This window comes from Streptomyces sp. NPDC051109 (assembly GCF_044455885.1).
Lineage (GTDB): Bacteria > Actinomycetota > Actinomycetes > Streptomycetales > Streptomycetaceae > Streptomyces.
The window spans coordinates 107,056-128,920 of sequence record NZ_JBITFF010000019.1; the positions used below are offsets into that span (position 1 = coordinate 107,056).

At 71.0% G+C, this 21,865-nt stretch carries 19 protein-coding genes; 12 read left to right on the top strand and 7 right to left on the bottom strand.

What is annotated here, in order from left to right; genetic code table 11:
- Genes ACIBAD_RS28895 through ACIBAD_RS28905 form a run of 3 tightly spaced genes read left to right on the top strand, consistent with a single transcriptional unit; the run spans position 1 to position 3,425 of the window.
- Positions 1-885, top strand: a complete 885-nt coding sequence (locus ACIBAD_RS28895) for an SDR family NAD(P)-dependent oxidoreductase (protein ID WP_398909471.1) — start codon at positions 1-3, stop codon at positions 883-885.
- A gap of 12 nt (positions 886-897) precedes the next feature.
- Positions 898-2,205: an amidohydrolase family protein gene (locus ACIBAD_RS28900; RefSeq protein ID WP_398909473.1), complete on the top strand. Its 1,308-nt coding sequence runs from the start codon at positions 898-900 to the stop codon at positions 2,203-2,205.
- Complete coding sequence (locus ACIBAD_RS28905) at positions 2,202-3,425, top strand: amidohydrolase family protein (RefSeq protein WP_134074894.1); 1,224 nt, start codon at positions 2,202-2,204, stop codon at positions 3,423-3,425. Before ACIBAD_RS28900 ends, ACIBAD_RS28905 begins: the two co-directional genes overlap by 4 nt.
- A gap of 23 nt (positions 3,426-3,448) precedes the next feature.
- Here ACIBAD_RS28905 and ACIBAD_RS28910 read toward each other — a convergent pair whose 3' ends face one another.
- Positions 3,449-6,532 (bottom strand): NACHT domain-containing protein, encoded by a 3,084-nt coding sequence (locus tag ACIBAD_RS28910; protein WP_398909475.1) that lies wholly within the window; start codon positions 6,530-6,532, stop codon positions 3,449-3,451.
- A gap of 114 nt (positions 6,533-6,646) precedes the next feature.
- Here ACIBAD_RS28910 and ACIBAD_RS28915 point away from each other — a divergent pair, with 114 nt between their 5' ends.
- Genes ACIBAD_RS28915 through ACIBAD_RS28925 form a run of 3 tightly spaced genes read left to right on the top strand, consistent with a single transcriptional unit; the run spans position 6,647 to position 9,331 of the window.
- Positions 6,647-7,561, top strand: a complete 915-nt coding sequence (locus tag ACIBAD_RS28915; RefSeq protein WP_134074893.1) for a sterol desaturase family protein — start codon at positions 6,647-6,649, stop codon at positions 7,559-7,561.
- A complete protein-coding gene (locus tag ACIBAD_RS28920) occupies positions 7,558-8,259 on the top strand; it encodes a lysoplasmalogenase (RefSeq protein ID WP_398909478.1) in 702 nt (233 codons plus the stop codon). The genes ACIBAD_RS28915 and ACIBAD_RS28920 overlap by 4 nt, the downstream gene beginning before the upstream one ends.
- A 28-nt stretch (positions 8,260-8,287) precedes the next feature.
- On the top strand, positions 8,288-9,331 hold the full coding sequence (locus ACIBAD_RS28925) for a zinc-dependent alcohol dehydrogenase family protein (RefSeq protein WP_119096407.1): 1,044 nt from the start codon (positions 8,288-8,290) through the stop codon (positions 9,329-9,331).
- 76 nt (positions 9,332-9,407) lie between these two features.
- Here ACIBAD_RS28925 and ACIBAD_RS28930 read toward each other — a convergent pair whose 3' ends face one another.
- The gene (locus tag ACIBAD_RS28930) at positions 9,408-10,961 is read right to left on the bottom strand and encodes a S8 family peptidase (RefSeq protein ID WP_398909480.1); all 1,554 of its coding nucleotides are present in this window, start codon (positions 10,959-10,961) and stop codon (positions 9,408-9,410) included.
- Between the two features lie 278 nt (positions 10,962-11,239).
- On the opposite strand from ACIBAD_RS28930, the gene ACIBAD_RS28935 reads away from it, so the two are divergent.
- From ACIBAD_RS28935 to moaA, 3 genes are all read left to right on the top strand, one after another.
- Positions 11,240-11,605 (top strand): DUF485 domain-containing protein, encoded by a 366-nt coding sequence (locus ACIBAD_RS28935; protein WP_134074891.1) that lies wholly within the window; start codon positions 11,240-11,242, stop codon positions 11,603-11,605.
- Positions 11,602-13,239: a cation acetate symporter gene (locus ACIBAD_RS28940; RefSeq protein ID WP_398909483.1), complete on the top strand. Its 1,638-nt coding sequence runs from the start codon at positions 11,602-11,604 to the stop codon at positions 13,237-13,239. Before ACIBAD_RS28935 ends, ACIBAD_RS28940 begins: the two co-directional genes overlap by 4 nt.
- 195 nt (positions 13,240-13,434) lie before the next feature.
- Positions 13,435-14,424: a GTP 3',8-cyclase MoaA gene (gene moaA, locus ACIBAD_RS28945; RefSeq protein WP_398909485.1), complete on the top strand. Its 990-nt coding sequence runs from the start codon at positions 13,435-13,437 to the stop codon at positions 14,422-14,424.
- A 35-nt stretch (positions 14,425-14,459) separates the two neighbouring features.
- Here moaA and ACIBAD_RS28950 read toward each other — a convergent pair whose 3' ends face one another.
- Positions 14,460-14,750, bottom strand: coding sequence for a hypothetical protein (locus ACIBAD_RS28950; RefSeq protein ID WP_134074889.1), 291 nt, complete (start codon positions 14,748-14,750; stop codon positions 14,460-14,462).
- Between the two features lie 146 nt (positions 14,751-14,896).
- Positions 14,897-15,229, bottom strand: coding sequence for a DUF3099 domain-containing protein (locus ACIBAD_RS28955; protein WP_134074888.1), 333 nt, complete (start codon positions 15,227-15,229; stop codon positions 14,897-14,899).
- A 180-nt stretch (positions 15,230-15,409) separates the two neighbouring features.
- Here ACIBAD_RS28955 and ACIBAD_RS28960 point away from each other — a divergent pair, with 180 nt between their 5' ends.
- Positions 15,410-15,688: a GlsB/YeaQ/YmgE family stress response membrane protein gene (locus tag ACIBAD_RS28960; RefSeq protein WP_134074887.1), complete on the top strand. Its 279-nt coding sequence runs from the start codon at positions 15,410-15,412 to the stop codon at positions 15,686-15,688.
- An 87-nt stretch (positions 15,689-15,775) separates the two neighbouring features.
- Here the strand turns inward: ACIBAD_RS28960 and tyrS are convergent, their stop codons facing one another.
- The 3 genes from tyrS to ACIBAD_RS28975 are packed head-to-tail and all read right to left on the bottom strand — an operon-like array spanning position 15,776 to position 20,010.
- On the bottom strand, positions 15,776-17,044 hold the full coding sequence (gene tyrS / locus ACIBAD_RS28965) for a tyrosine--tRNA ligase (RefSeq protein WP_134074886.1): 1,269 nt from the start codon (positions 17,042-17,044) through the stop codon (positions 15,776-15,778).
- Positions 17,045-17,101: 57 nt separating this feature from the next.
- Positions 17,102-18,490 (bottom strand): metallopeptidase TldD-related protein, encoded by a 1,389-nt coding sequence (locus tag ACIBAD_RS28970; protein ID WP_134074885.1) that lies wholly within the window; start codon positions 18,488-18,490, stop codon positions 17,102-17,104.
- Complete coding sequence (locus tag ACIBAD_RS28975) at positions 18,487-20,010, bottom strand: TldD/PmbA family protein (RefSeq protein WP_398909488.1); 1,524 nt, start codon at positions 20,008-20,010, stop codon at positions 18,487-18,489. Before ACIBAD_RS28975 ends, ACIBAD_RS28970 begins: the two co-directional genes overlap by 4 nt.
- Before the next feature lie 185 nt (positions 20,011-20,195).
- Here ACIBAD_RS28975 and fabG point away from each other — a divergent pair, with 185 nt between their 5' ends.
- A complete protein-coding gene (gene fabG / locus ACIBAD_RS28980; protein ID WP_030162292.1) occupies positions 20,196-20,915 on the top strand; it encodes a 3-oxoacyl-[acyl-carrier-protein] reductase in 720 nt (239 codons plus the stop codon).
- A 5-nt stretch (positions 20,916-20,920) separates the two neighbouring features.
- Positions 20,921-21,691, top strand: coding sequence for an enoyl-ACP reductase FabI (fabI, locus tag ACIBAD_RS28985; RefSeq protein WP_134074882.1), 771 nt, complete (start codon positions 20,921-20,923; stop codon positions 21,689-21,691).
- Positions 21,692-21,865 lie beyond the last annotated feature (174 nt).

Here is a 21,865-nt window from a genome sequence, read left to right on the forward strand (position 1 = left end):
ATGCGGCTCGAACCCGGACAGGTGGCCGTCGTCACCGGCGCCGCGAGCGGCATCGGCCTCGCGATGGCCCGCCGCTTCGCGGCCGAGGGGCTGAAGGTCGTCCTCGCCGACGTGGAGGAGGGGGCCCTGCGCAAGGCCGCCGAGGAACTGACCGCCGACGGGGCCCGGGTGCTGGCCCGGCCCGCCGACGTCAGTGACCGCGACTCCGTGACCGCGCTGGCCGACGCCGCGTACGAGGCGTTCGGCGCCGTGCACGTGCTCTGCAACAACGCGGGCGTCGGCTCCGGCGCCGAGGGCCGGATGTGGGAGCACGAGCCCAACGACTGGAAGTGGGCCTTCTCCGTCAACGTCTGGGGCGTCTTCCACGGCATCCAGGCCTTCGTCCCGCGCATGATCGCGGGCGGCGGCCCCGGCCACGTCGTCAACACCTCCTCCGGCGACGGCGGCATCGCCCCGCTGCCCACCGCCTCCGTCTACGCCGTCACCAAGGCGGCCGTCGTCACCATGACCGAGTCGCTGTACGCCCACCTCAAGGCGGAACGCGCGGCCATCGGCGCCTCCGTCCTGTTCCCCGGACCGCACATGCTGCGCACCGGGCTGTGGGAGTCGCACCGCAACCGGCCCGAGCGGTACGCGAAGCAGCGGCCGCGCAAGACCCCGTACCGCAGCCTCGACCAGTACGAGGCCGCGATGAGGCGGGCCGGCCACGAGGTGGACTTCACCCCGGTCGAGGAGGTCGCCGAGCACGTCGTCGACGGCATCCGCACCGACCGCTTCTGGATGCTCCCGGCGAGCGAGCACAGCGACCGGCAGATCCGCGCCCGGTCGCAGTCGATGCTCGACCGCGCCAACCCCGCCTACCTGGAGAGCTTCATCCTCGACTGAGGAGCGTGTGCAGTGAGTGAGACCGTGAGCGACAGCAGTGCGTACGAAGACCCGTACCTGATCATCTCCTCCGACTGCCACGCGGGACTGCCGACCGAGCAGTACCGCCCGTACCTCGACTCCCGCTTCCACCCCCAGTTCGACGAGTTCCTCGGCCAGCGCGACGCCCGCCGGGCCGAGGCCACGCGCCTCGGCGTCCGCAACGAGGCCTTCGCCGAGAAGTGGTTCCACGATCACGAGGAGGGCCTCAGGGGCGGCTGGGACACGGCGCAGCGCCTGAAGGAGCTCGACGGAGACGGGGTCGCCGCCGAGGTCGTCTTCCCCGACGCCGACGCCGTGGACAGCCAGACCGCCGCCCCCTTCGGGGTGGGCCTCGGACTCTCCGGCGACCAGGACCCCGAGCTCGGCATGGCGGGCGCGCAGGCGCACAACCGCTGGCTGGCCGAGTTCGTCTCCGAAACCCCCGAGCGGCACTGCGGGGTCGCCCTGCTGCCCATCACGGGCGAGCCGTCGAAGGTCGTCGCCGAGATTCACCGGGCCAAGGAGTCCGGGCTCGGCGCGCTGATGATCCCGGCGATGTGGGTGGACAAGGCGCCGTACCACGACCGGCGGTACGACCCGGTGTGGGCGGCGGCGGCCGAGACGGGGATGCCGATCGTCACCCACTCCGGGTCCTCGCCGCGCCACGAGTACGGCGACCACCTGGGCATCTTCGTCTCCGAGGTCACGTGGTGGCCGTCCCGCCCGCTGTGGTTCCTGCTCTGGTCCGGGGTCTTCGAACGGCACCCGGGGCTGCGGTTCGGCGTCGCGGAGTCGGGCTGCTGGTGGCTGCCGAACCAGCTGTGGTTCATGGACCGGCTCTACCTCGGCGCGCACGGCGGCAAGAAGCTGTCTCCGTTCGAGGAGCTCAAGCGCCCGCCGAGCGAGTACCTGGACCGCCAGGTGTTCGTCTGCGCGACGAACACCAAGCGGCGCGAGCTCGCCCAACGCTACGAGATCGGCGTGGACAACATCCTGTGGGGCTCGGACTTCCCGCACCCCGAGGGGACCTGGCCGAACACCCGGACGTGGCTGAAGAACACCTTCCACGACATCCCGGTCGGCGAGACCCGCCGGATGCTGGGGCTGGCGGCGGCGGACGTCTTCGGCTTCGACACGCAGAAGCTGGCCCCGCTCGCCCGCCGGATCGGCCCGACCCCGGCGGAGCTCGGCCAGCCGGCCGACCAGGCGTCGGTGGAGGCCTCCTGGTCCCGTTCGCGGGAGACGGGCCGCCACTGGCTGACGGGCGAGGACTTCCCCGTCCTGGGGGTGGACCGATGACGGACAAGGACCGGTACACGGTCATCTCGGCGGACTGCCACGCGGGCGCGGACCTGCTGGACTACAAGCCGTACCTGGAGAAGCGGTACCACGAGGAGTTCGACGCCTGGGCCGCCACCTACGTGAACCCGTACGAGGACCTCCTCGCGGACACGGCGGACCGCAACTGGAACTCGGCGCGCCGGCTCGCCGAACTGGAGGCGGACGGCATCGTGGCGGAGGTGGTGTTCCCGAACACGATCCCGCCGTTCTTCCCCAAAGCCTCGCTGATGGCCCAGCCGCCGACGGCCGCGGAGTACGCGATGCGCTGGGCGGGGCTCCAGGCGCACAACCGCTGGCTGGCGGACTTCTGCGCGGACGCGCCGGGGCGGCGGGCGGGCGTGGTCCAGATCCTGCTCAACGACGTGGACGCGGCGGTGAAGGAGATCCGCCGCACACGTGAAGCCGGCCTGACGGGCGGCGTCCTGCTGCCCGGCGTCCCGCCCGGCTCCTCGGTCCCCGAGCTGTACTCGGCGGCGTACGACCCGATCTGGGCGGTGTGCGACGAGCTGGACGTCCCGGTCAACCACCACGGCGGGTCGGCGTCGCCGCCGCTCGGCGACGAACCGGCCGCGAGGGCGGTCTTCATGGTCGAGACGACCTGGTTCTCGCACCGGGCCCTGTGGCACCTCATCTTCGGCGGGGCGTTCCGCCGCCACCCCGGCCTGAAGCTGGTCCTGACGGAGCAGGGCTCCGGCTGGATCCCGGGGGTCATGGAGATGCTGGACTACTACCACGGCCGCCTGGTCGCGGCGTCGGCCACGGCCGAGTCCAAATTCGGGGCGGGCCTGGCGGAGGCGATGGGCAAGGGCCCGAGCGAGGTCTGGCGGGACAACTGCTTCGTGGGGGCCAGTTTCATGCGCCCCCACGAGGTCCCGCTGCGGGACCGGATCGGCCTCGACAAGATCATGTGGGGCAGCGACTACCCCCACGACGAGGGCACCACCCCCTTCTCCCGCGAGGGCCTCCGCATCGCCTACGCGGGCCTCCCGCGGGCCGAGGTGGCCGCGATGGCCGGCGGCAACGCGGCCCGCGTGTACGGCTTCGACCTCCCGTTCCTGGACGGCCTGGCGGCGAAGCACGGCCCACTGGTCACGGAGATCGCCGAGCCGCTGACGCAGGTCCCGCCGGAGGCCACCAGCCCGGCCTTCGCCCGAGGAGGCTCGGTCCGCGTCTGGTGATCGCACCATCCCGCCGGGGCGGCTCAGGAACGGGTGATCCTGAGCCGCTCAGGGCTGAACAATTCCCTGCCGAGGATCCGAGCACCGCCTGAGAGCCGGATTTCCAGCTCCTGCAGGTCCGCCAGGGGGCTGATGTCGATCGACGGCCCGCATTGATGGAGGCTGAGAAGGGTCAGTCGTGGCAGGTCGCGGAGCGGATCGAGTCCGGACGTCAGAATGCTGGTCGACAGGAAGAGTTCGACCAGCCCTTGGTGGCGGACCACGGCGCGAAGGTCGAGGGCGGAGTGGTCCAGAATCTGCAGCGTGCGCAGGGCGGGCGGTGGGGCGAGACGTTCGAGTTCTGCCGCCTGCCCGTCACCGGAAATGGTCAGCCAGGCCAAGTCCTGCCACGCCCCGAGCCCTTCCAGGCTCATGCGCCGCGCACCCTTGTAGAGGCCGAGAGCCGTGAGCGGGCCGCTCACCGGGAGATCGCTGACGGAGTCCACGGGCGGGTCGAAGTCGAGCCCGAGGTGGGTCAGAACGGGGAGATCGGTGATCGGTGCGAGATCGAGGTCGTCGGCGACCCGGTAGAGGTAGAGGGTTTCCAGCCGAAGCCCCCTGATTCCCTCCAGCCCCGCGATGTGGCAGGCGTCGAAGCCGAGCATGTCCAGTCGTGGAAGCCGGGCCAGCGCTGAAAGGTCACCCAGCCCGTTGTTCTGACTGAAGAACACCTTCTCCAGTTCGCAGTGGCTCAGGATCTCGTCGGGAACGGCGTAATCCCCTTCCAACCGGATGCGGCGGAGGTGCCGCAGCCGGGGCAGCAACGCCACTTGCTCGGGAGTGAAAACCTCCAGGAAGGCCGTGTCTCCCAACGTGGCACGCGCGAGCACGGCCTCGGCGTACTCGGTGCCCTTGAACCGGCCCCAACTGGCGGAGAGCTCATGGCACACGGCCCATCGGTCGTCTTCCCGGAAGCCCGTGATGAGCTCCAGTGCGCGCGGGCCACCCACCAGGGCCGCAGTGCGGACGGTCGCCGCGGCCTCGTCCACGGTCAAGCCGACCGGATCGGGCAGCAGTTCCAGGACGAGTTCACCGACCTTGGCCAGCTCGTCCGCCTGGTCCGGGCTTCGTGGCGGCAGCAGCGCCGAAGTGCGGTGCTCGATCTCGGCCCGGATGCTCGGTTCCAGCTCCGGGGCGTGCTCCAGGCACGCAGCGGCCAGTAGCACCAGCCGACTACGGGAGCCCTTGACCTTGTCCGCGCGCTTCAGCAGCCCGCGCAGGATGCGGCTCCGCTCATCGGGGCGGGCGTGGCCCACCGCCATGCGGACCACGTCGTCCCACGTGTCGTCCTGCGCGTTCTTCACCAGTACGCCGAAGTCGCGGGACTCCACGGCAGCCTTCGCGCCCAGGTAATCCTGGAAGGTGCGGTGGACGAAGTCCACGGCACCCTTCACCGGCTCGCGCAGCAGCCCGCTGCGGATCAGCAGGTGCTGGAAGACCTGCCGTGCACTGCCCTGGTCCCGTACCTGCGGCATGGCGTCGAGCCACTCGGCCACCATCTCGACGGCCTCGTCCCGGCTGGTCTCCACCTGGCCGTTCCTGATCAGCCAGTACGCGAGCCTCTGCAGCAGCAAGATCTGTTCGTCCCGGGTGAGGCGGACTCCCTCGACCCCGCTGATCTCCCGCTCCGTGTCCCGCCGGACCAGCAGCATGTCCAGGGCCGCGTCGTACAGCTCCTTGCGGGCCCGCGGCAGCTGCATCCGGCGGTCCCGGTTCAGGGCGCACAGCAGGGCGCACATCAGGGGGCTCGTCGCCAGCCGGCCCAGGTCCCTGCGGGAGCCCACCGCTTCCAGCAGGGAGGCCTCGTACGCGTCGATGTCCTCCCCGGCGGGTCCGTTCTCCGCCCGCGCCGCCGTGTGCCAGTGGGCGACGAAGGCGCGGATGTCCTCCCGCTCCATCGGCAGCAGCGAGTGCAGTACGAACCCCTGGCCGGCCAGCCAGCCCTCCGGGACCGCCGACGGGCGGGTCGTCACCACGTACCGGGCCCTCGGGAACGCCGAGATCAGCGACCGCAGCCAGGTCTCCGTGCGGGTGCGCAGCCTCTGCGGGACCTCGTCCACGCCGTCCACCAGAACCAACGCCCGGCCTGAGGACATGAGTTCCTCGGCCCAGCCCGGTGGGGCCGTCAGTGGGACGCCCGACGCGCGCAGGAACTCCTCCGGCAGCGGAAGGCTGTCGGCCGACGTGAAGGAGCGAAGGCGCAGCACGAACGGTACGCGGGTACTCCACGGCCCCTCGGCCTGCCGGGCCGCGTTCAACGCCAGCCACTGCACCAGGGTGCTCTTGCCCGAGCCCGCCGGGCCCCGGAGCAGTACCCGGTCCGCGGCGCCGAGCGCCTGCTCCGCTCTGACGGAGGTCTGGCGCATCCCGGGCTCACCCGGTACGAGCTGTTGTTCGTCGCTCACCGCGAGGCTGACGTAGGCGAGATCGAGCGGCCACTCCTGCCGGGCCGTGCTGGTGGTCACCCCGAACAACTGGAGTCGCCCATGCGATTGTGTGATGTACCGGGCGTACCGCTCCTCGAAGGCGTACGCCGTCCCGGCTCCGGCGTGATGGAGGCGGTCCACCGCGCGCCCCAGCTCGCCCGTCCGCCTGACCAGTTCAACATCGGCTCGGGCGCCGAAGGCCGGGAGGGTGGTCACGTACTCCACCGCGTGTTCGCAGCTCAGTGCGACCAGCTCGCGGTACAGGCGTTCCGCGGCCTCGTTCAGGCCCGGCGGCGGGGGCGGGAGGGCCGCCGCCAGGGCCGCGGGGTCCAGGTCCGCCGCGAACAGGGCGTCCGCGCCCAAAGGGCCGAGCGCGGCGAAGGCGTCGCCGGCCGCGTCCAGCGCCGCCAGGCGTTCGTGCTCCGGCAGCGGGGCGCACACCGGGGCCAGGCGTGACGCCAGGGTCTGCGTCAGGCGGCGCACCTCCGCCGCCCCCAGCTCCGCCGGCCGGCGCCACCGAGGGACGGGGGCGGCAGGATCCACCGCCAGCCCGGCCCCCGGGGACCGGCTCAGCAGGGACTTCACCAGCGCCCCCGCCGCCGTCCCCGCCACGCGTAAGAGAACCGTCTCGAAGCCCGTCATTCCCCCGCCCTCCCCCCGGCCCGGAGAGTATCGCGCGAACCGACGGTAACCCCGATGGATACCGATCGGTAACAACCCCTAGCGGCGCCCCCGAACCCGCTCTATGGTGCGGGCATGCCGAACCTGCCCGATGTCGTGCTGTGGTCCATACCCGCCTTCGTGCTGCTCACCGTCATCGAGGTGGTGAGCTACCGGCTCCATCCCGACGAGGACGCCGCCGGCTACGACGCCAAGGACGCGGCGACGAGCGTCGCCATGGGCCTCGGCAGCATCGGCTTCGACCTGCTCTGGAAGATCCCGGTCGTCGCGGTCTTCACGGCGGTCTACGAACTGACCCCGCTGCGCGTGCCGTTCCTGTGGTGGACCGCCCTGCTGATGCTGCTGGTCCAGGACTTCCTCTACTACTGGCAGCACCGGCTCCACCACGTCATCCGCATCCTGTGGGCCTGCCACGTCGTCCACCACAGCAGCCGGAACTTCAACCTCACCACCGCCCTGCGCCAGCCCTGGACCAGCGCCACCACCTGGTGGTTCTACCTGCCGATGGTGGCCCTCGGCGTGCACCCGGCCGCGATCCCGTTCTGCTACGGCATCAACCTCCTCTACCAGTTCTGGGTCCACACCGAGCGCATCGGGAAGCTCCCGCGGGCCTACGAGTACGTCTTCAACACCCCCTCCCACCACCGCGTCCACCACGCCTCCCAGGGCGGCTACCTGGACCGCAACTTCGGCGGGATCCTGATCGTCTGGGACCGGATGTTCGGCTCCTGGGTGGGAGAGGGCGACAAGCCCGTTTACGGGCTCACCAAGAACATCAGCACCTACAACCCCCTGCGCGTCGCCACCCACGAGTACGCCGCCATCGCCCGCGACGTCCGCGCCGCCCGCAGCTGGCGCGAGCGCGCCGGACGCGTCTTCCGCGGCCCCGGCTGGCAGCCCGCCGCCCCGGTCGCGCCCGCAGCCGCAGCCGCCGACGCCGCCGACGCAGGCGAGTCCGCCCCCGCGAAGGCCTCGGAGCACGCCGCGTGAGCGACACCGAGTCCCGTGCGTTCCGTACGCCCTCCTGGGCGCGGCCGGTGCCCGAGGAAGCCGGCGCCGCCGGCCGCGTCCTGCTCGGCGCCTTCGCCGTCGCCACCGCCCTCGACCTCGGCTCGCTGCTGGCCGGCTGGCACCCCGGGCACGTCCTCGCCAAGCCGCTGCTGATGCCGCTGCTCGTCGCGTACGCGGCCACGAGGCGGGCGCCCCGGCTGCTGATCGCGGCCCTGCTCTTCGGGTGGGGCGGGGACCTGGCCCTCCTCTTCGACGCCGACCCCGCCTTCCTCGTCGGCATGGGCTCCTTCGCCGCCGGGCACGTCTGCTACCTCGTGCTCTTCGGCCGGGGCAGAACACACCCCGCGCTCGGGGGCGCGTACGCCCTGGCGCTCGTCGGGACCGTCGCGCTGCTCTGGGGGGACCTGCCGGCCGATCTGCGCATCCCGGTCGCCGGGTACAGCCTGCTGCTCACCGCCATGGCCTACCGCTCCAGCGCCCTCGGCCTGCGCGCCGGCCTCGGCGGGGCGCTGTTCCTGGTCTCCGACACGCTGATCGCCACCGGGGTCGCCGACTGGCCGCAGCTGCCGCGCCCCGACTTCTGGATCATGGCCACCTACGCCGCCGCCCAGTACCTGCTGGCCACCGGGGCGCTCGCGCCGACACAGGCGTACGGTAGGACGGTCATACAAGACTGAACCAATTGATCCGGAGGGCTGCACACCCATGCGCGCCACCGTCATCCACGCCCCGCACGACATCCGCGTGGAGGAGGTGCCCGACGCTGCGATCCAGCGCCCCGAGGACGCCGTCGTCCGCGTCCTGCGTGCCTGCATCTGCGGCAGCGACCTGTGGGCCTACCGCGGCGAAGCCGCGCGCCAGCCCGGCCAGCGCATCGGCCACGAGTTCCTCGGCGTCGTCGAGGAGACCGGCTCGGCCGTGTCCGGCCTGAAGGCCGGCGACCTCGTCGTCGCCCCCTTCATGTGGTCCGACGGCACCTGCGACTACTGCTCCGAGGGCCTCTACACCTCCTGCGTGCACGGCGGCTTCTGGGGCTCCGTGGGCTTCGACGGCGGCCAGGGCGAGGCCGTCCGCGTCCCGCACGCCGACGGCACCCTCGTCAAGCTGCCCGCCGCGGCCGTCTCCGACGACCACCTGCTGACCGGCCTGCTGGCCCTCTCCGACGTCATGGGCACCGGGCACCACGCCGCGCTCGGCGCCGGCGTCCGCAAGGGCTCCACGGTGGCCGTCGTCGGTGACGGCGCGGTCGGCCTGTGCGGGGTCCTCGCCGCCAAGCGCCTCGGCGCCGAGCGGATCATCGCACTCGGCCGCCACACCGTCCGCACGGACATCGCCAAGCTCTTCGGGGCCACCGACGTCGTCGCCGAGCGCGGGGAGGCCGCCGAGGCCGCCGTCCGCGAGCTCACCGGCGGCCAGGGCGCCCACGCCGTCATCGAGGCCGTCGGCACCGAGCAGTCCATGCGCACCGCCGTGAACATCACCCGCGACGGCGGGGCCATCGGCTACGTCGGCGTCCCGCACGGGAGCGGCACCGGCCTGGACCTCGGCGTGATGTTCGACCGCAACATCAGCCTGCGCGGCGGTGTCGCGCCCGTGCGCGCGTACATCCCGGAGCTGCTGGAGGACGTGCTGAGCGGCGCGATCGACCCGGCGCCCGTCTTCGACCGGGCCGTGTCCCTGGACGAGGTCCCGGACGGCTACCGGGCGATGGACGACCGCAGCGCGCTGAAGGTGCTCATCAAGCCCTGACGGTGCCGAACGGCGGGAGGGGCCGGCCCGGGGGATCTTCCCCGGGCCGACCCCTCCCGTTCAAGCGGTCGAGGCGCTACTTCACGGCCTTGAGCGCGTCCACCACGCCGTAGCCGTAGTACCCGGTCTGGCCCCACCTGCTCTGGCAGGTGGTGGCGTCGACCAGCGCGCCCGTCGCGTCGTAGACCTTCTCCGGGCAGGCCGCCTTCGTGGCCTGGGCCTTGAGCATGGCCTGGAGCTGCGAGGGCGTGGCCTTCGGGTGCGCGCTCTTCAGCAGCGCCGCCACGCCCGCCACGTGCGGTCCGGCCATCGAGGTGCCCTGCTTGTACCCGTAGCCGCCGCCCGGAACGGTCGACAGCACGCGGCCGTTGGCGTCCGGGGTGGCCGGAACCTGCCACTTGTCGCCGCCGGGGGCGGCGACGTCGACGACGCCCAGCCCGAAGCTGGAGTAGTACGACCGCAATCCCTGGTCACCGGTCGCGCTCACCGTGACCACGCCCGGCAGCTGGGTGGGGATGTCCAGGCAGACGTGCGGGTCGATCGTGCGCGGGACCGTGGTGCCGTCGTCCGGGCTCGACTCGTCGACGATGGCGTTCGACGCCAGGTCGTGGTTCGAGTTGCCCGCCGAGGCCACGCTGAGCACGCCCTTGCGCTCGGCGTACTTGGTGGCCCGGCCGAGGGCCTCCACCAGCGCCTTCTGGTCGTCGTCCGCCTTGCAGTTGTAGAGCCACGGGTCGACGTAGTAGCTGTTGTTGGTCACCTCGATCCCCTTCTCGGCGGCGAACATGAAGCCGCAGACGACCGCCTCGGTGAAGAACAGGCTGGTGCCCGGCTCGCTCACCTTGATCGCGGCGACCTTCACGCCGGGCGCGACACCCGCGACGCCGATGCCGTTGCGCGCGGCCGCGATGGTTCCGGCCACGTGCGTGCCGTGGTCGCTGCCGTCGGGGTACGGGCGCCACGCGCCGTCGGTGGTGTCCGCGACGCCGCCGACACAGTTGGCCGACTGGCCCTTGGAGAAGTTCGGGGCGAGGTCCGGGTGGGTGTCGTCGACACCCGTGTCGATGACGCCCACGGTGACGTCCGGGCTGCCATCGTTGATCTTGTGCGCCTGATCGGCCTTGATCGCCCGCAGGTCCCACTGATTGGGCTCCAGCGGCTCCTGACCGTCCGTGGCCGTCGCCGCCGCCTTGGCGGCGTCCGCCGCGCTGAGCTTCTGCGTCGTGCCCTCTTCGGTGGTCGCCACCGTCTGGAGGGGGGCCGTCCGGGTGGCGCCGACCGACACGAACAGGCTGCGCTGCGCGCGCAGCTGCTTGGCGAAGTCCGGGTTCTGGGAGTGTGCGACGACGACCCCGATCTGCTCATAGGACGTCACCACCGTTCCACCGGCCCGCTCGACGGCCTTCTTCGCGGCCTTCACCGAGGCGTACGCGGTCAGGTTCGCGACGTACGAGAGCTTGGGGCCGGTGGTGTCGGGCTTCGCCGCGGCCGCCGTACCCGCCGTGTTGCCCAGCGGGGCGGCGGAGGCCGCGACCGGGGGCAGGAAGGCGAGCGAGGCGGTGAGCGCCAGGCCGACCGGAACGGCGATACGTCCGCGCCTCTCAGGGGATCGTGACCCCAGCTGAGCCATGGGTTCTCCACATCATCCGTGAAAGAAGCCGTCCGCGCGGGGTCGCGCAGGACGGCGAGTTCATGACAAGTGAACCTAGTGCCGACGTACGACTTTCCGCCATCAGTTCGACGAAATCAGATCCTGAAGGATCATCCGAAAAGTCAGCGGGTGTTGAACCGTCCCGACGCGCCGTACGTGCCGTTGACAAGGGGGGATCAGCGCCATCGTCCCCCCCCCACACGGAGGTTGTTTTGTCCGTCGTCCCCACCGCACCCGCGTCACAAGGAGAGCCCCCCGTGACCACCGAAGCAGCGCCGCCGCACGGCAGCGCGGGAACGCCCACGGCGAGCCCCACGGCCGAAGAGTTCTCAGCCGTCCAGCAGAGCGCCGAATTCGCCGAACTGCGCCGTTCCTACCGGTCCTTCGCCTTCCCGCTGACCGTGGCCTTCATCGCCTGGTACCTGCTCTACGTCCTGCTGTCCAGCTATGCCGGCGGGTTCATGGGGACCAAGCTCTTCGGCAACGTCAACGTCGCCCTCGTGCTCGGCCTCGCCCAGTTCGCGACGACCTTCCTGATCGCCTGGCTGTACTCCCGGCACGCCGCCGTGAAACTCGACCCGAAGGGCGCAGCGATCAAGGCGCGGATGGAGGCCGGCGAATGACCGAGGCCCTCCCCCTCCACCTCGCGGGGAACGCGGCCGCGGGCGCCACCGAGCACCGGCCGCTGATCATCACCCTGTTCGGACTGTTCGTCGTCGCCACCCTCGTCATCACGATCTGGGCCGGCCGCCAGACCAAGGACGCCGCCGACTTCTACGCGGGCGGCCGCCAGTTCACCGGCTTCCAGAACGGCCTGGCCATCTCCGGCGACTACATGTCCGCCGCGTCCTTCCTCGGCATCGCCGGCGCCATCGCGCTCTTCGGCTACGACGGCTTCCTCTACTCCATCGGCTTCCTCGTGGCCTGGCTGGTCGCCCTGCTGCTCGTCGCCGAGCCGCTGCGCAACTCCGGCCGCTACACGATGGGCGACGTGCTCGCGTTCCGGATGCGGCAGCGGCCCGTGCGCACCGCCGCCGGCACCTCCACCATCGTGGTCTCGATCTTCTACCTGCTCGCCCAGATGGCCGGCGCCGGCGTGCTCGTCTCGCTGCTCCTCGGCATCACCAGCGACGGCGGCAAGGTCGCCGTCGTCGCGCTGGTCGGCGTACTGATGATCCTGTACGTCACCATCGGCGGCATGAAGGGCACCACCTGGGTGCAGATGATCAAGGCCGTCCTGCTCATCGCGGGCGCCCTGCTCATCACCTTCCTGGTGCTGCTGAAGTTCAACTTCAACATCTCCGACCTGCTCGGCAAGGCGGCCGAGAACAGCGGCCAGGGCGCCAAGTTCCTGGAGCCCGGCCTCAAGTACGGCAAGGACGCGACGACGAAGCTGGACTTCATCTCGCTCGGCATCGCACTCGTACTCGGCACCGCCGGCCTGCCGCACATCCTGATCCGCTTCTACACGGTGCCCACGGCCAAGGCCGCCCGCAAGTCCGTGAACTGGGCCATCGGCATCATCGGCGCCTTCTACCTGATGACCATCGCCCTCGGCTTCGGCGCCGCGGCCCTGCTCAACCGCGCCGACATCCTCAACTCCAACAAGGCCGGCAACACCGCCGCCCCGCTGCTCGCCCAGGAAGTCGGCGGCGGAGGCGGCACCACGGGCGGCGCGGTCCTGCTCGCCGTGATCTCCGCGGTCGCGTTCGCCACCATCCTCGCGGTCGTGGCCGGGCTCACCCTCGCCTCCTCCTCGTCCTTCGCCCACGACCTGTACGTGAACGTGATCCGCAAGGGCAACGCCACCGAGCAGGAGGAGGTCCGCGCGGCCCGCTGGTCCACGGTCGTGATCGGCGCCGTCGCCATCGGCCTCGGGGCCCTGGCCCGCGACCTCAACGTCGCCGGCCTCGTCGCCCTCGCCTTCGCCGTCGCCGCCTCCGCCAACCTGCCGACGATCCTCTACAGCCTCTTCTGGAAGCGGTTCAGCACCCAGGGCGCGCTGTGGTCGATCTACGGAGGCCTCGTCTCCGCGGTCGTCCTGGTGCTCTTCTCCCCGGTCGTCTCCGGGAAGCCCACCTCGATGTTCAAGGACGCCGACTTCTACTGGTTCCCGCTGGAGAACCCGGGCATCGTCTCGATCCCGCTCGGCTTCCTGCTGGGCTGGCTGGGCACCGTCCTGTCCAAGGAGAAGGCCGACCCCCGGAAGTTCGCGGAACTGGAGGTCCGCTCCCTTACGGGAACGGGCGCTCACTGACATCGTGCACATGTGACATGAGCCGAGCACACAACGTGGCCGCGTCGTACTTCTCTACGACGCGGCCACGCCGCGTCTCGTTCATTCCGGCATCCCTACGCGTCACACCCGTCGCGTAGGCTCGAATACAGCGCCGGGCATCCAGCCGAAGTGGCGTGGACGTCCTCTATGGACCGGACAGGGAGGGGGCCCGAAATGCTTCTCGACACCTACGGCCGCGTGGCCACTGACCTGCGCGTCTCACTCACCGACCGGTGCAATCTGCGCTGTACGTACTGCATGCCCGAGGAAGGCCTGCAGTGGCTCGGAAAGTCCGATCTGCTGACCGACGAGGAGATCGTCCGGCTGATCCGGATCGCCGTCACACAGCTCGGCATCACCGAGGTCCGCTTCACCGGCGGCGAACCGCTGCTCCGGCCCGGCCTGGTCGGCATCGTCGAGCAGTGCGCTGCCCTGGAGCCGCGCCCCCAGATGTCCCTGACCACCAACGGCATCGGCCTCAAGCGCACCGCACAGGCGCTCAAGGCCGCGGGACTGGACCGGGTAAACGTTTCGCTGGACACCCTGCGGCCCGAGGTCTTCAAGACCCTCACCCGCCGTGACCGCCACCGCGACGTCATCGACGGCATGGCCGCGGCCCGCGAGGCCGGCCTGACCCCCGTCAAGGTCAACGCCGTCCTGATGCCGGGCCTGAACGAGGACGAGGCCCCCGACCTGCTCGCCTGGGCCGTGGAGAACGAGTACGAGCTCCGCTTCATCGAGCAGATGCCGCTCGACGCCCAGCACGGCTGGAAGCGCGAGGGCATGATCACCGCCGGTGACATCCTCGCCTCGCTGCGCACCCGCTTCACGCTCACCGAGGAAGGCTCCGAGGAGCGCGGCTCCGCCCCGGCCGAGCGCTGGGTGGTCGACGGCGGCCCCGCCACCGTCGGGGTGATCGCCTCCGTCACCCGCCCGTTCTGCGGGGCCTGCGACCGTACGCGGCTCACGGCCGACGGCCAGATCCGTACGTGCTTGTTCGCCACCGAGGAGTCGGACCTGCGCGCCGCGCTGCGCTCGGGCGCCCCGGACGAGGAGATCGCCCGCCTGTGGAAGGTGGCGATGTGGGGCAAGAAGGCCGGGTCCGGACTCGACGACCCGTCCTTCCTCCAGCCCGACCGGCCGATGTCCGCGATCGGCGGCTGAGGGCGGCCGCCCCGGCGGCCGCCCAGCCGATGCCGCTACGGGCGCTCCGAGCCCTCCGGCTGGACCCACTCGTCGAGCTTCACGACGTCCTTGAGGAACCCGCGGACCCCCAGGAACTGCGAGAGGTGCTCCCGGTGCTCCTCGCACGCCAGCCAGGTCTTGCGGCGCTCCGGGGTGTGCAGCTTCGGGTTGTTCCACGCCAGGACCCAGACGGCGGCGTCGCGGCAGCCCTTGGCCGAGCAGGAGGGCGCGGGCGCCTCGGCGGCACGGGGAGGCGGAGTGGAACCGGTGAGGTCGGGGGAGTCAGGGGAGTCAGGGGAGTTCACGCCTCAACCCTACAAACCCCTGCCACGGAAAGGCGACGCCGAGCAGCCACGGGGGGAGCTGCCCGGCGTCGGTCCGTCGCTCCGACGGGGGATGCGGAGCGCGTAGGCAGTATGTCACGCAGGACCCGGTGCAGTGCACCGGAACTTCATGATTGATCTGAGCTTTTCTTGAGGTTTCCCGCGTCCAGTGCCGGACGCACAGGTGACGGGATGAAGTGCGAGGGCAGCGAGGGGGTCGACTCGCGCCCCGCGTTGGCGATCACCACGGCCACGTACGGCAGCAGCCCGCCCGCGATGAGCGTCACGATCGCCACGTGACGTTCCACGTTCCACAGGATCACCGTCGCCAGCACCGAGAGCGTCCTGATCGACATCGAGATGACGTACCGGCGCTGCCGTCCCCGTACGTCCTCGTCGAGGCCCATCCGGGCCCCGGTGATCCGGAAGACCTCGGCCCCGTTCCGCTTCTTCCGCTCCACGCTCCACCGCCAGATTCGCCTGCCGGACACTCCCCGGTCCGGACCCCTCCCACCGTACGCCGCCCGCCTCATGGCGAGGAGAGGGGGTATCCCCCGAACGGGGCCGTCCGAAATGCGCAGTACGCCGGACGGGTCGAAACTGGGCCCACATGCGCACCACGCGCCACGAGGAGGCTCGACATGTCATGGTTGTGGGCGATCATCGTCGGTTTCGTGCTGGGCCTCATAGCCCGCGCGATCCTGCCGGGCAAGCAGCATCAGCCGATCTGGCTGTCCACGCTGTTCGGCATGGTCGGCGCCATCCTCGGCAACGCCGTCGCGGGCTGGATCGGCGTCGCCGAGACCCCGGGCATCGACTGGACCCGGCACCTGCTGCAGCTCGCCGGAGCGGTCCTGATCGTGGGCCTCGGCGACATGCTGTACAAGTCGGTCCGGGGCGGCACCAAACAGACGACCTGAGGGCGGCACGACGGAGGGGCCGGGCGGAGGTGAATCCGCGCCGGCCCCTCCGCCGCGCTCGGGCTCGCGGCCCTCGGGCCGCAGCCGTCAGGCGCCCGTGACCTCGACCGCCGCCAGGTTCTTCTTGCCGCGGCGCAGCACCAGCCAGCGCCCGTGCAGCAGCTCCTCCTTGGCGGGGACCGCGTCCTCGGCGGTGACCTTCACGTTGTTCACGTAGGCACCGCCCTCCTTCACGGTCCGGCGGCCGGCCGACTTGCTCGCCACCAGCCCGGTCTCCGCGAGCAGGTCCACCACCAGGCCGAGCTCGGCGACCTCGGCGTGCGGCAGCTCGGACAGGGCCGCGGCCAGCGTGGCCTCGTCCAGGTCCGCCAGCTCGCCCTGGCCGAACAGCGCCTTCGACGCGGCGATCACGGCCGCGCACTGGTCGGCGCCGTGCACCAGGGTGGTCAGCTCCTCCGCCAGCGCCCGCTGCGCGGCGCGCGCCTGCGGCCGCTCGGCGGTCTGCGCCTCCAGCTCCTCCAGTTCCTCGCGGGACTTGAAGGACAGGATCCGCATGTAGGTGGAGATGTCCCGGTCGTCCACGTTCAGCCAGAACTGGTAGAACGCGTACGGGGTGGTCATCTCCGGGTCGAGCCAGACGGACCCGCTCTCGGACTTGCCGAACTTGGTGCCGTCCGCCTTGACCATCAGCGGGGTCGCCAGCGCGTGCACCTCGGCGTGCGGCTCCAGGCGGTGGATCAGGTCGAGACCGGCGGTCAGGTTGCCCCACTGGTCGGACCCGCCCTGCTGGAGGGTGCAGCCGTAGCGCCGGTACAGCTCCAGGAAGTCCATGCCCTGGAGCAGCTGGTAGCTGAACTCGGTGTAGCTGATGCCCTGGTCGGACTCCAGGCGCTTGGCGACCGAGTCCTTCGTCAGCATCTTGTTGACGCGGAAGTGCTTTCCGATGTCACGCAGGAACTCGATGGCGGACATGCCCGCCGTCCAGTCCAGGTTGTTCACCATGATCGCGGCGTTCTCGCCCTCGAAGGACAGGTACGGCTCGATCTGGCCCCGAAGCCGGGTCACCCAGTTCGCGATCGTCTCCGGGTCGTTCAGCGTCCGCTCGGCCGTGGGCCGCGGGTCGCCGATCTGACCGGTGGCCCCGCCGACCAGCGCCAGCGGCCGGTGTCCGGCCTGCTGGAGCCGGCGTACGGTCAGCACCTGCACGAGGTGTCCCACGTGCAGGGAGGCCGCCGTCGGGTCGAAGCCGCAATAGAAGGTGACCGGACCGTCCGCGAACGCCTTGCGCAGCGCTTCTTCGTCGGTGGACTGGGCGAAGAGCCCGCGCCACTTCAGTTCGTCGACGATGTCCGTCACGGTCTCTCGACTCCTTCAGATGGGAAATGCGTCACGCCAAAAGCTCAGTCTAGGTGGTCAGACACCCTTGCTGACCGAGCTCATGTTGAAATCGGGGATCCGCAGCGCGGGCATCGCGGCCCGCGTGAACCAGTCGCTCCACTCGCGCGGCAGGGTCTTCTCGGTCCGGCCCGCCTCGGAGGCCCGCGACAGCAGGTCCACCGGCGATTCGTTGAACCGGAAGTTGTTCACCTCGCCGACGACCTGGCCGTTCTCCACCAGGTAGACGCCGTCCCGGGTCAGGCCCGTGAGCAGCAGCGTCGCCGGGTCCACCTCGCGGATGTACCAGAGGCAGGTCAGCAGCAGACCCCGCTCGGTGGAGGCCACCATCTCCTCCAGCGAGCGGTCGCCGCCGCCGTCCAGGATCAGGTTCCCGAAGCCCGGCGCGACCGGCATCCCGGTCATGGCCGCGCTGTGCCGGGTCGTGGTCAGCCGGGCCAGCTCGCCCTCGCGGATCCACTCCGTCGCCGGGACGGGCAGGCCGTTGTCGAAGACCGACGCGTCGTCGCCCGAGCTGTGCGCGATCACGAACGGCGCGGACTCCAGGCCCGGTGCGTTCGGGTCGCTGCGCAGGGTCAGCGGCAGCCGCGACAGCTTCTCGCCGAGCCGGGTGCCGCCACCGGGCTTGGAGAACACCGTCCGGCCCTCGACCGCGTCGCGGGCCGCCGCGGACCACATCTGGTAGATGAGGAGGTCGGCCACCGCGGTCGGCGGGAGCAGGGTCTCGTACCGGCCGGCGGGCAGGTCGATCTTCCGCTCCGCCCAGCCCAGCCGTACGGCGAGCTCGGCGTCCAGCACGGTCGGGTCCACGTCCTTGAAGTCCCGGGTGGAGCGGCCGGCCCACGCCGAGCGCTGCCGGTCGGGGGACTTGGCGTTGAGCTCCAGGGTGCCGTTCGGCTGGTCGTGGCGCAGCCGCAGCCCGGTCGAGGTGCCTACGTACGTGGAGACCAGCTCGTGGTTGGCGAAGCCGTACAGCTCCCGGCCGCCCGCGCGGGCCCGGGCGAAGGCCTCGCCGAGGGCCGGGGCGAAGTCCGCGAACACCGCCGAGGAGGTCTCGGCCGGCGCCTCGGTGAAGTCGGGAGAGGCAGGGGTCCCGGTGACCAGCGGCCGGGCGTCCTCCGCGGGGGCGGCGCCGCGGGCGGCGGCCTCGGCGGCCCGGACCAGCGGCTCCAGGTCCTCGGCGGTCACGGCGGAGCGCGACACGACCCCCGAGGCCGTGCCCTCCTTGCCGTCGACGGTGGCGATGACCGTCAGGGTCCGGCCGCGGGTGACGCCGTTCGTGGTGAGCGCGTTGCCCGCCCAGCGCAGGTTGGCCGTCGACTCCTCGTCGGCGATGACGACGCAGCCGTCGGCGGTGGACAGCTCCAGTGCCCGCTCGACGATCTCGTGGGGCTTCGTACGGCTCATCGGCCGGCCTCCTGCGTGGTGTTCAGGATGTTCACGTCGCGGAACAGCGCGGACGGGCAGCCGTGCGAGACGGCCGCGACCTGGCCCGGCTGGGCCTTGCCGCAGTTGAAGGCGCCGCCCAGGACGTAGGTCTGGGGGCCGCCGACCTTCTCCATCGACCCCCAGAAGTCGGTGGTCGTGGCCTGGTAGGCGACGTCGCGCAGCTGCCCGGCCAGCTTGCCGTTCTCGATCCGGAAGAAGCGCTGCCCGGTGAACTGGAAGTTGTAGCGCTGCATGTCGATCGACCAGGAGCGGTCGCCGACGACGTAGATGCCGCGCTCCACCCCGCCGATCAGGTCCTCGGTCGACAGCCCGCCCGGATCCGGCTGGAGCGAGACGTTCGCCATCCGCTGGACGGGCACGTGCCCGGGGGAGTCGGCGAAGGCGCAGCCGTTGGACCGGCCCAGGTCGGTGAGCTTGGCGATCCGGCGGTCCAGCTGGTAGCCGACCAGGGTGCCGTCCTTGACCAGGTCCCAGCTCTGCGCCTGGACGCCCTCGTCGTCGAAGCCGACGGTGGCCAGCCCGTGCTCGGCGGTGCGGTCCCCGGTCACGTTCATGACCGGGGAGCCGTACTTGAGCTTGCCCAGCTGGTCGAAGGTGGCGAACGAGGTCCCCGCGTACGCCGCCTCGTACCCCAGCGCCCGGTCCAGCTCCGTGGCGTGGCCGATGGACTCGTGGATCGTGAGCCACAGGTTGGACGGGTCCACGACCAGGTCGTAGCGCCCCGCCTCGACGCCGGGCGCCCGCATCTTCTCGGCGAGCAGCCCGGGGATCTGCTCCAGCTCGGCGTCCCAGTCCCAGCCGGTGCCGGTCAGGTACTCCCAGCCGCGCCCGGCCGGCGGGGCGATGGTGCGCATCGAGTCGAACTCGCCGGTGGTCGCGTCCACGGCGACGGCGGTGAGCTGCGGGTGGATGCGGACGCGCTGCTGCGTGGTCATGGTGCCGGCGGTGTCGGCGTAGAACTTGTTCTCGTGGACGGCGAGCAGCGAGGCGTCGACGTGCGCCACCCCGTCGGCGGCCAGCAGACGCGAGCTCCAGTCGGCGAGCAGGGCCGCCTTGTCCGCGTCCGGCACCTCGAACGGGTTCACGTCGTACGCGGAGATCCACGTCTTGTCGGCGTGCACCGGCTCGTCGGCGAGCTCCACCCGCTCGTTCGAACCCGCGGCCTTGATGACCTGCGCGGACAGCTTCGCCATGGCCACGGCCTGCGAGGCCACCTTGGCGGCGCCGTCCATGGTCAGGTCCACGCCGGAGGCGAACCCCCAGCTGCCCCCGTGCACCACGCGGACCGCGTACCCGAGGTCGGTGGTGTCGGAACTGCCCGATGGCTTGGCGTCCCGAAGCCGCCAGGAGGCGCTGCGGATCCGTTCGAGCCGGAAGTCGGCATGGTCGCAGCCCAGCGCGCGGGCCCGGGCGAGCGCCGCGTCGGCGAGCGCCCGCAAGGGCAGCGCGGTGAAGGCCGCGTCGATGGAATGGGGCACGGTGGTCCTCCCGGGGTCGGGGCCGGTCGCCTCGATCATGTCGCGCTCGGGGCTCTTGTGCCTACATCTTTCTGTAGGGACTCGACAGAGCCCGTACCGAGGCCCTGTGGGAGATCGATTCTCCGCTCGGGGGACCTGCCCTATAGGTTTTTGGTACTCAGACAGCTAGTCGAAAGGGTGATCCGTTGAGCCGCTCGGTTCTCGTCACCGGAGGAAACCGGGGCATCGGCCTCGCCATCGCCCGAGCCTTCGCGCAGGCCGGCGACAAGGTCGCGATCACGTACCGGTCGGGTGAGCCGCCGCAGGAGCTCACCGCGCTCGGCGTCCTGGCGGTCCGCTGCGACATCACCGACTCCGAGCAGGTGGAGCAGGCCTACAAGCAGATCGAGGACGCGCACGGCGCGGTCGAGGTGCTGGTGGCCAACGCCGGCATCACCAAGGACACGCTGCTGATGCGCATGTCCGAGGAGGACTTCGCGTCCGTCGTCGACACCAACCTCACCGGCACCTTCCGGGTGGTCAAGCGCGCGAACCGTGGCATGCTCCGTGCCAAGAAGGGCCGCGTCGTCCTGATCTCCTCGGTCGTCGGGCTGCTGGGCTCGGCCGGCCAGGCCAACTACGCGGCCTCCAAGGCCGCGCTGGTCGGCTTCGCCCGCTCGCTCGCCCGCGAACTCGGCTCGCGCAACATCACCTTCAACGTCGTGGCCCCCGGTTTCGTGGACACCGACATGACGAAGGTGCTCACCGACGAGCAGCGTGCGGGCATCGTCGGCCAGGTGCCCCTGGGCCGCTACGCGCAGCCCGAGGAGATCGCGGCAGCCGTGAGCTTCCTGGCGTCCGACGACGCCGCGTACATCACAGGAGCCGTCATTCCCGTTGACGGCGGATTGGGCATGGGTCACTGATCACCATGAGCGGAATTCTCGACGGCAAGCGCATCCTCATCACGGGCGTGCTGATGGAGTCGTCCATCGCCTTCCACGCCGCCCGGCTGGCCCAGGAGCAGGGCGCCGAGGTCATCCTCACCGCGTGGCCCCGCCCGACGCTGACCGAGCGCATCGCCAAGAAGCTGCCCAAGCCGGTCAAGGTGATCGAGCTCGACGTCACCAACGACGAGCACCTGGCCCGTCTTGAGGGCCTCGTCCGCGAGGAGCTCGGCGGCCTCGACGGCGTCCTGCACTCCATCGGCTTCGCGCCGCAGGACGCCCTGGGCGGCAACTTCCTGAACACCCCGTTCGAGTCGGTCGCCACCGCCATGCACGTCTCGGCGTTCTCGCTGAAGTCGCTGACCATGGCCTGCAAGCCGCTGTTCCCGGCGGAGGGCGCGGCCGTCGTCGGCCTCACCTTCGACGCGCAGTTCGCCTGGCCGCAGTACGACTGGATGGGCCCGGCCAAGGCCGCGCTGGAGGCCACCAGCCGCTACCTCGCCCGTGACCTGGGCAAGGAGAACATCCGCTGCAACCTGGTCTCGGCCGGCCCGCTCGGCTCGATGGCCGCGAAGTCCATCCCGGGCTTCTCGGACCTGGCGGACGTCTGGAACTCCCGCTCGATGCTGGAGTGGGACATGAGCGACCCGGAGCCGACGGGCAAGGCCATCGTCGCCCTGCTGTCGGACTGGTTCCCGAAGACCACCGGCGAGATCGTCCACGTGGACGGCGGCCTGCACGCGATGGGTGCCTGACCGGGGCACAGACGGGTACGCAGAGGTACTCGTACGTCCGTACGGCGGCGGGGGGGGGCCCCCACCCGGGGGGGGGCCCCCCCCCCGTGCCCCCGGGGGGGGGGGGGGGCCGGGCCGGGGGTTGCATAAAAATTAACCCACCCCCCCCAAAAAAAAAATAATAAAAAAACGACA

What these genes read in the sequence shown, in the direction of transcription:
- ACIBAD_RS28915 (WP_134074893.1), top strand. Translation starts at nt 6,647, where the DNA reads ATGCCGAACCTGCCCGATGTCGTGCTGTGGTCCATACCCGCCTTCGTG.
- ACIBAD_RS28940 (WP_398909483.1), top strand. Translation starts at nt 11,602, where the DNA reads ATGACCGAGGCCCTCCCCCTCCACCTCGCGGGGAACGCGGCCGCGGGC.
- ACIBAD_RS28960 (WP_134074887.1), top strand. Translation starts at nt 15,410, where the DNA reads ATGTCATGGTTGTGGGCGATCATCGTCGGTTTCGTGCTGGGCCTCATA.
- ACIBAD_RS28970 (WP_134074885.1), bottom strand. Translation starts at nt 18,490, where the DNA reads ATGAGCCGTACGAAGCCCCACGAGATCGTCGAGCGGGCACTGGAGCTG.
- ACIBAD_RS28925 (WP_119096407.1), top strand. Translation starts at nt 8,288, where the DNA reads ATGCGCGCCACCGTCATCCACGCCCCGCACGACATCCGCGTGGAGGAG.
- ACIBAD_RS28905 (WP_134074894.1), top strand. Translation starts at nt 2,202, where the DNA reads ATGACGGACAAGGACCGGTACACGGTCATCTCGGCGGACTGCCACGCG.
- fabI (WP_134074882.1), top strand. Translation starts at nt 20,921, where the DNA reads ATGAGCGGAATTCTCGACGGCAAGCGCATCCTCATCACGGGCGTGCTG.
- ACIBAD_RS28895 (WP_398909471.1), top strand. Translation starts at nt 1, where the DNA reads ATGCGGCTCGAACCCGGACAGGTGGCCGTCGTCACCGGCGCCGCGAGC.
- ACIBAD_RS28930 (WP_398909480.1), bottom strand. Translation starts at nt 10,961, where the DNA reads ATGGCTCAGCTGGGGTCACGATCCCCTGAGAGGCGCGGACGTATCGCC.
- moaA (WP_398909485.1), top strand. Translation starts at nt 13,435, where the DNA reads ATGCTTCTCGACACCTACGGCCGCGTGGCCACTGACCTGCGCGTCTCA.
- ACIBAD_RS28910 (WP_398909475.1), bottom strand. Translation starts at nt 6,532, where the DNA reads ATGACGGGCTTCGAGACGGTTCTCTTACGCGTGGCGGGGACGGCGGCG.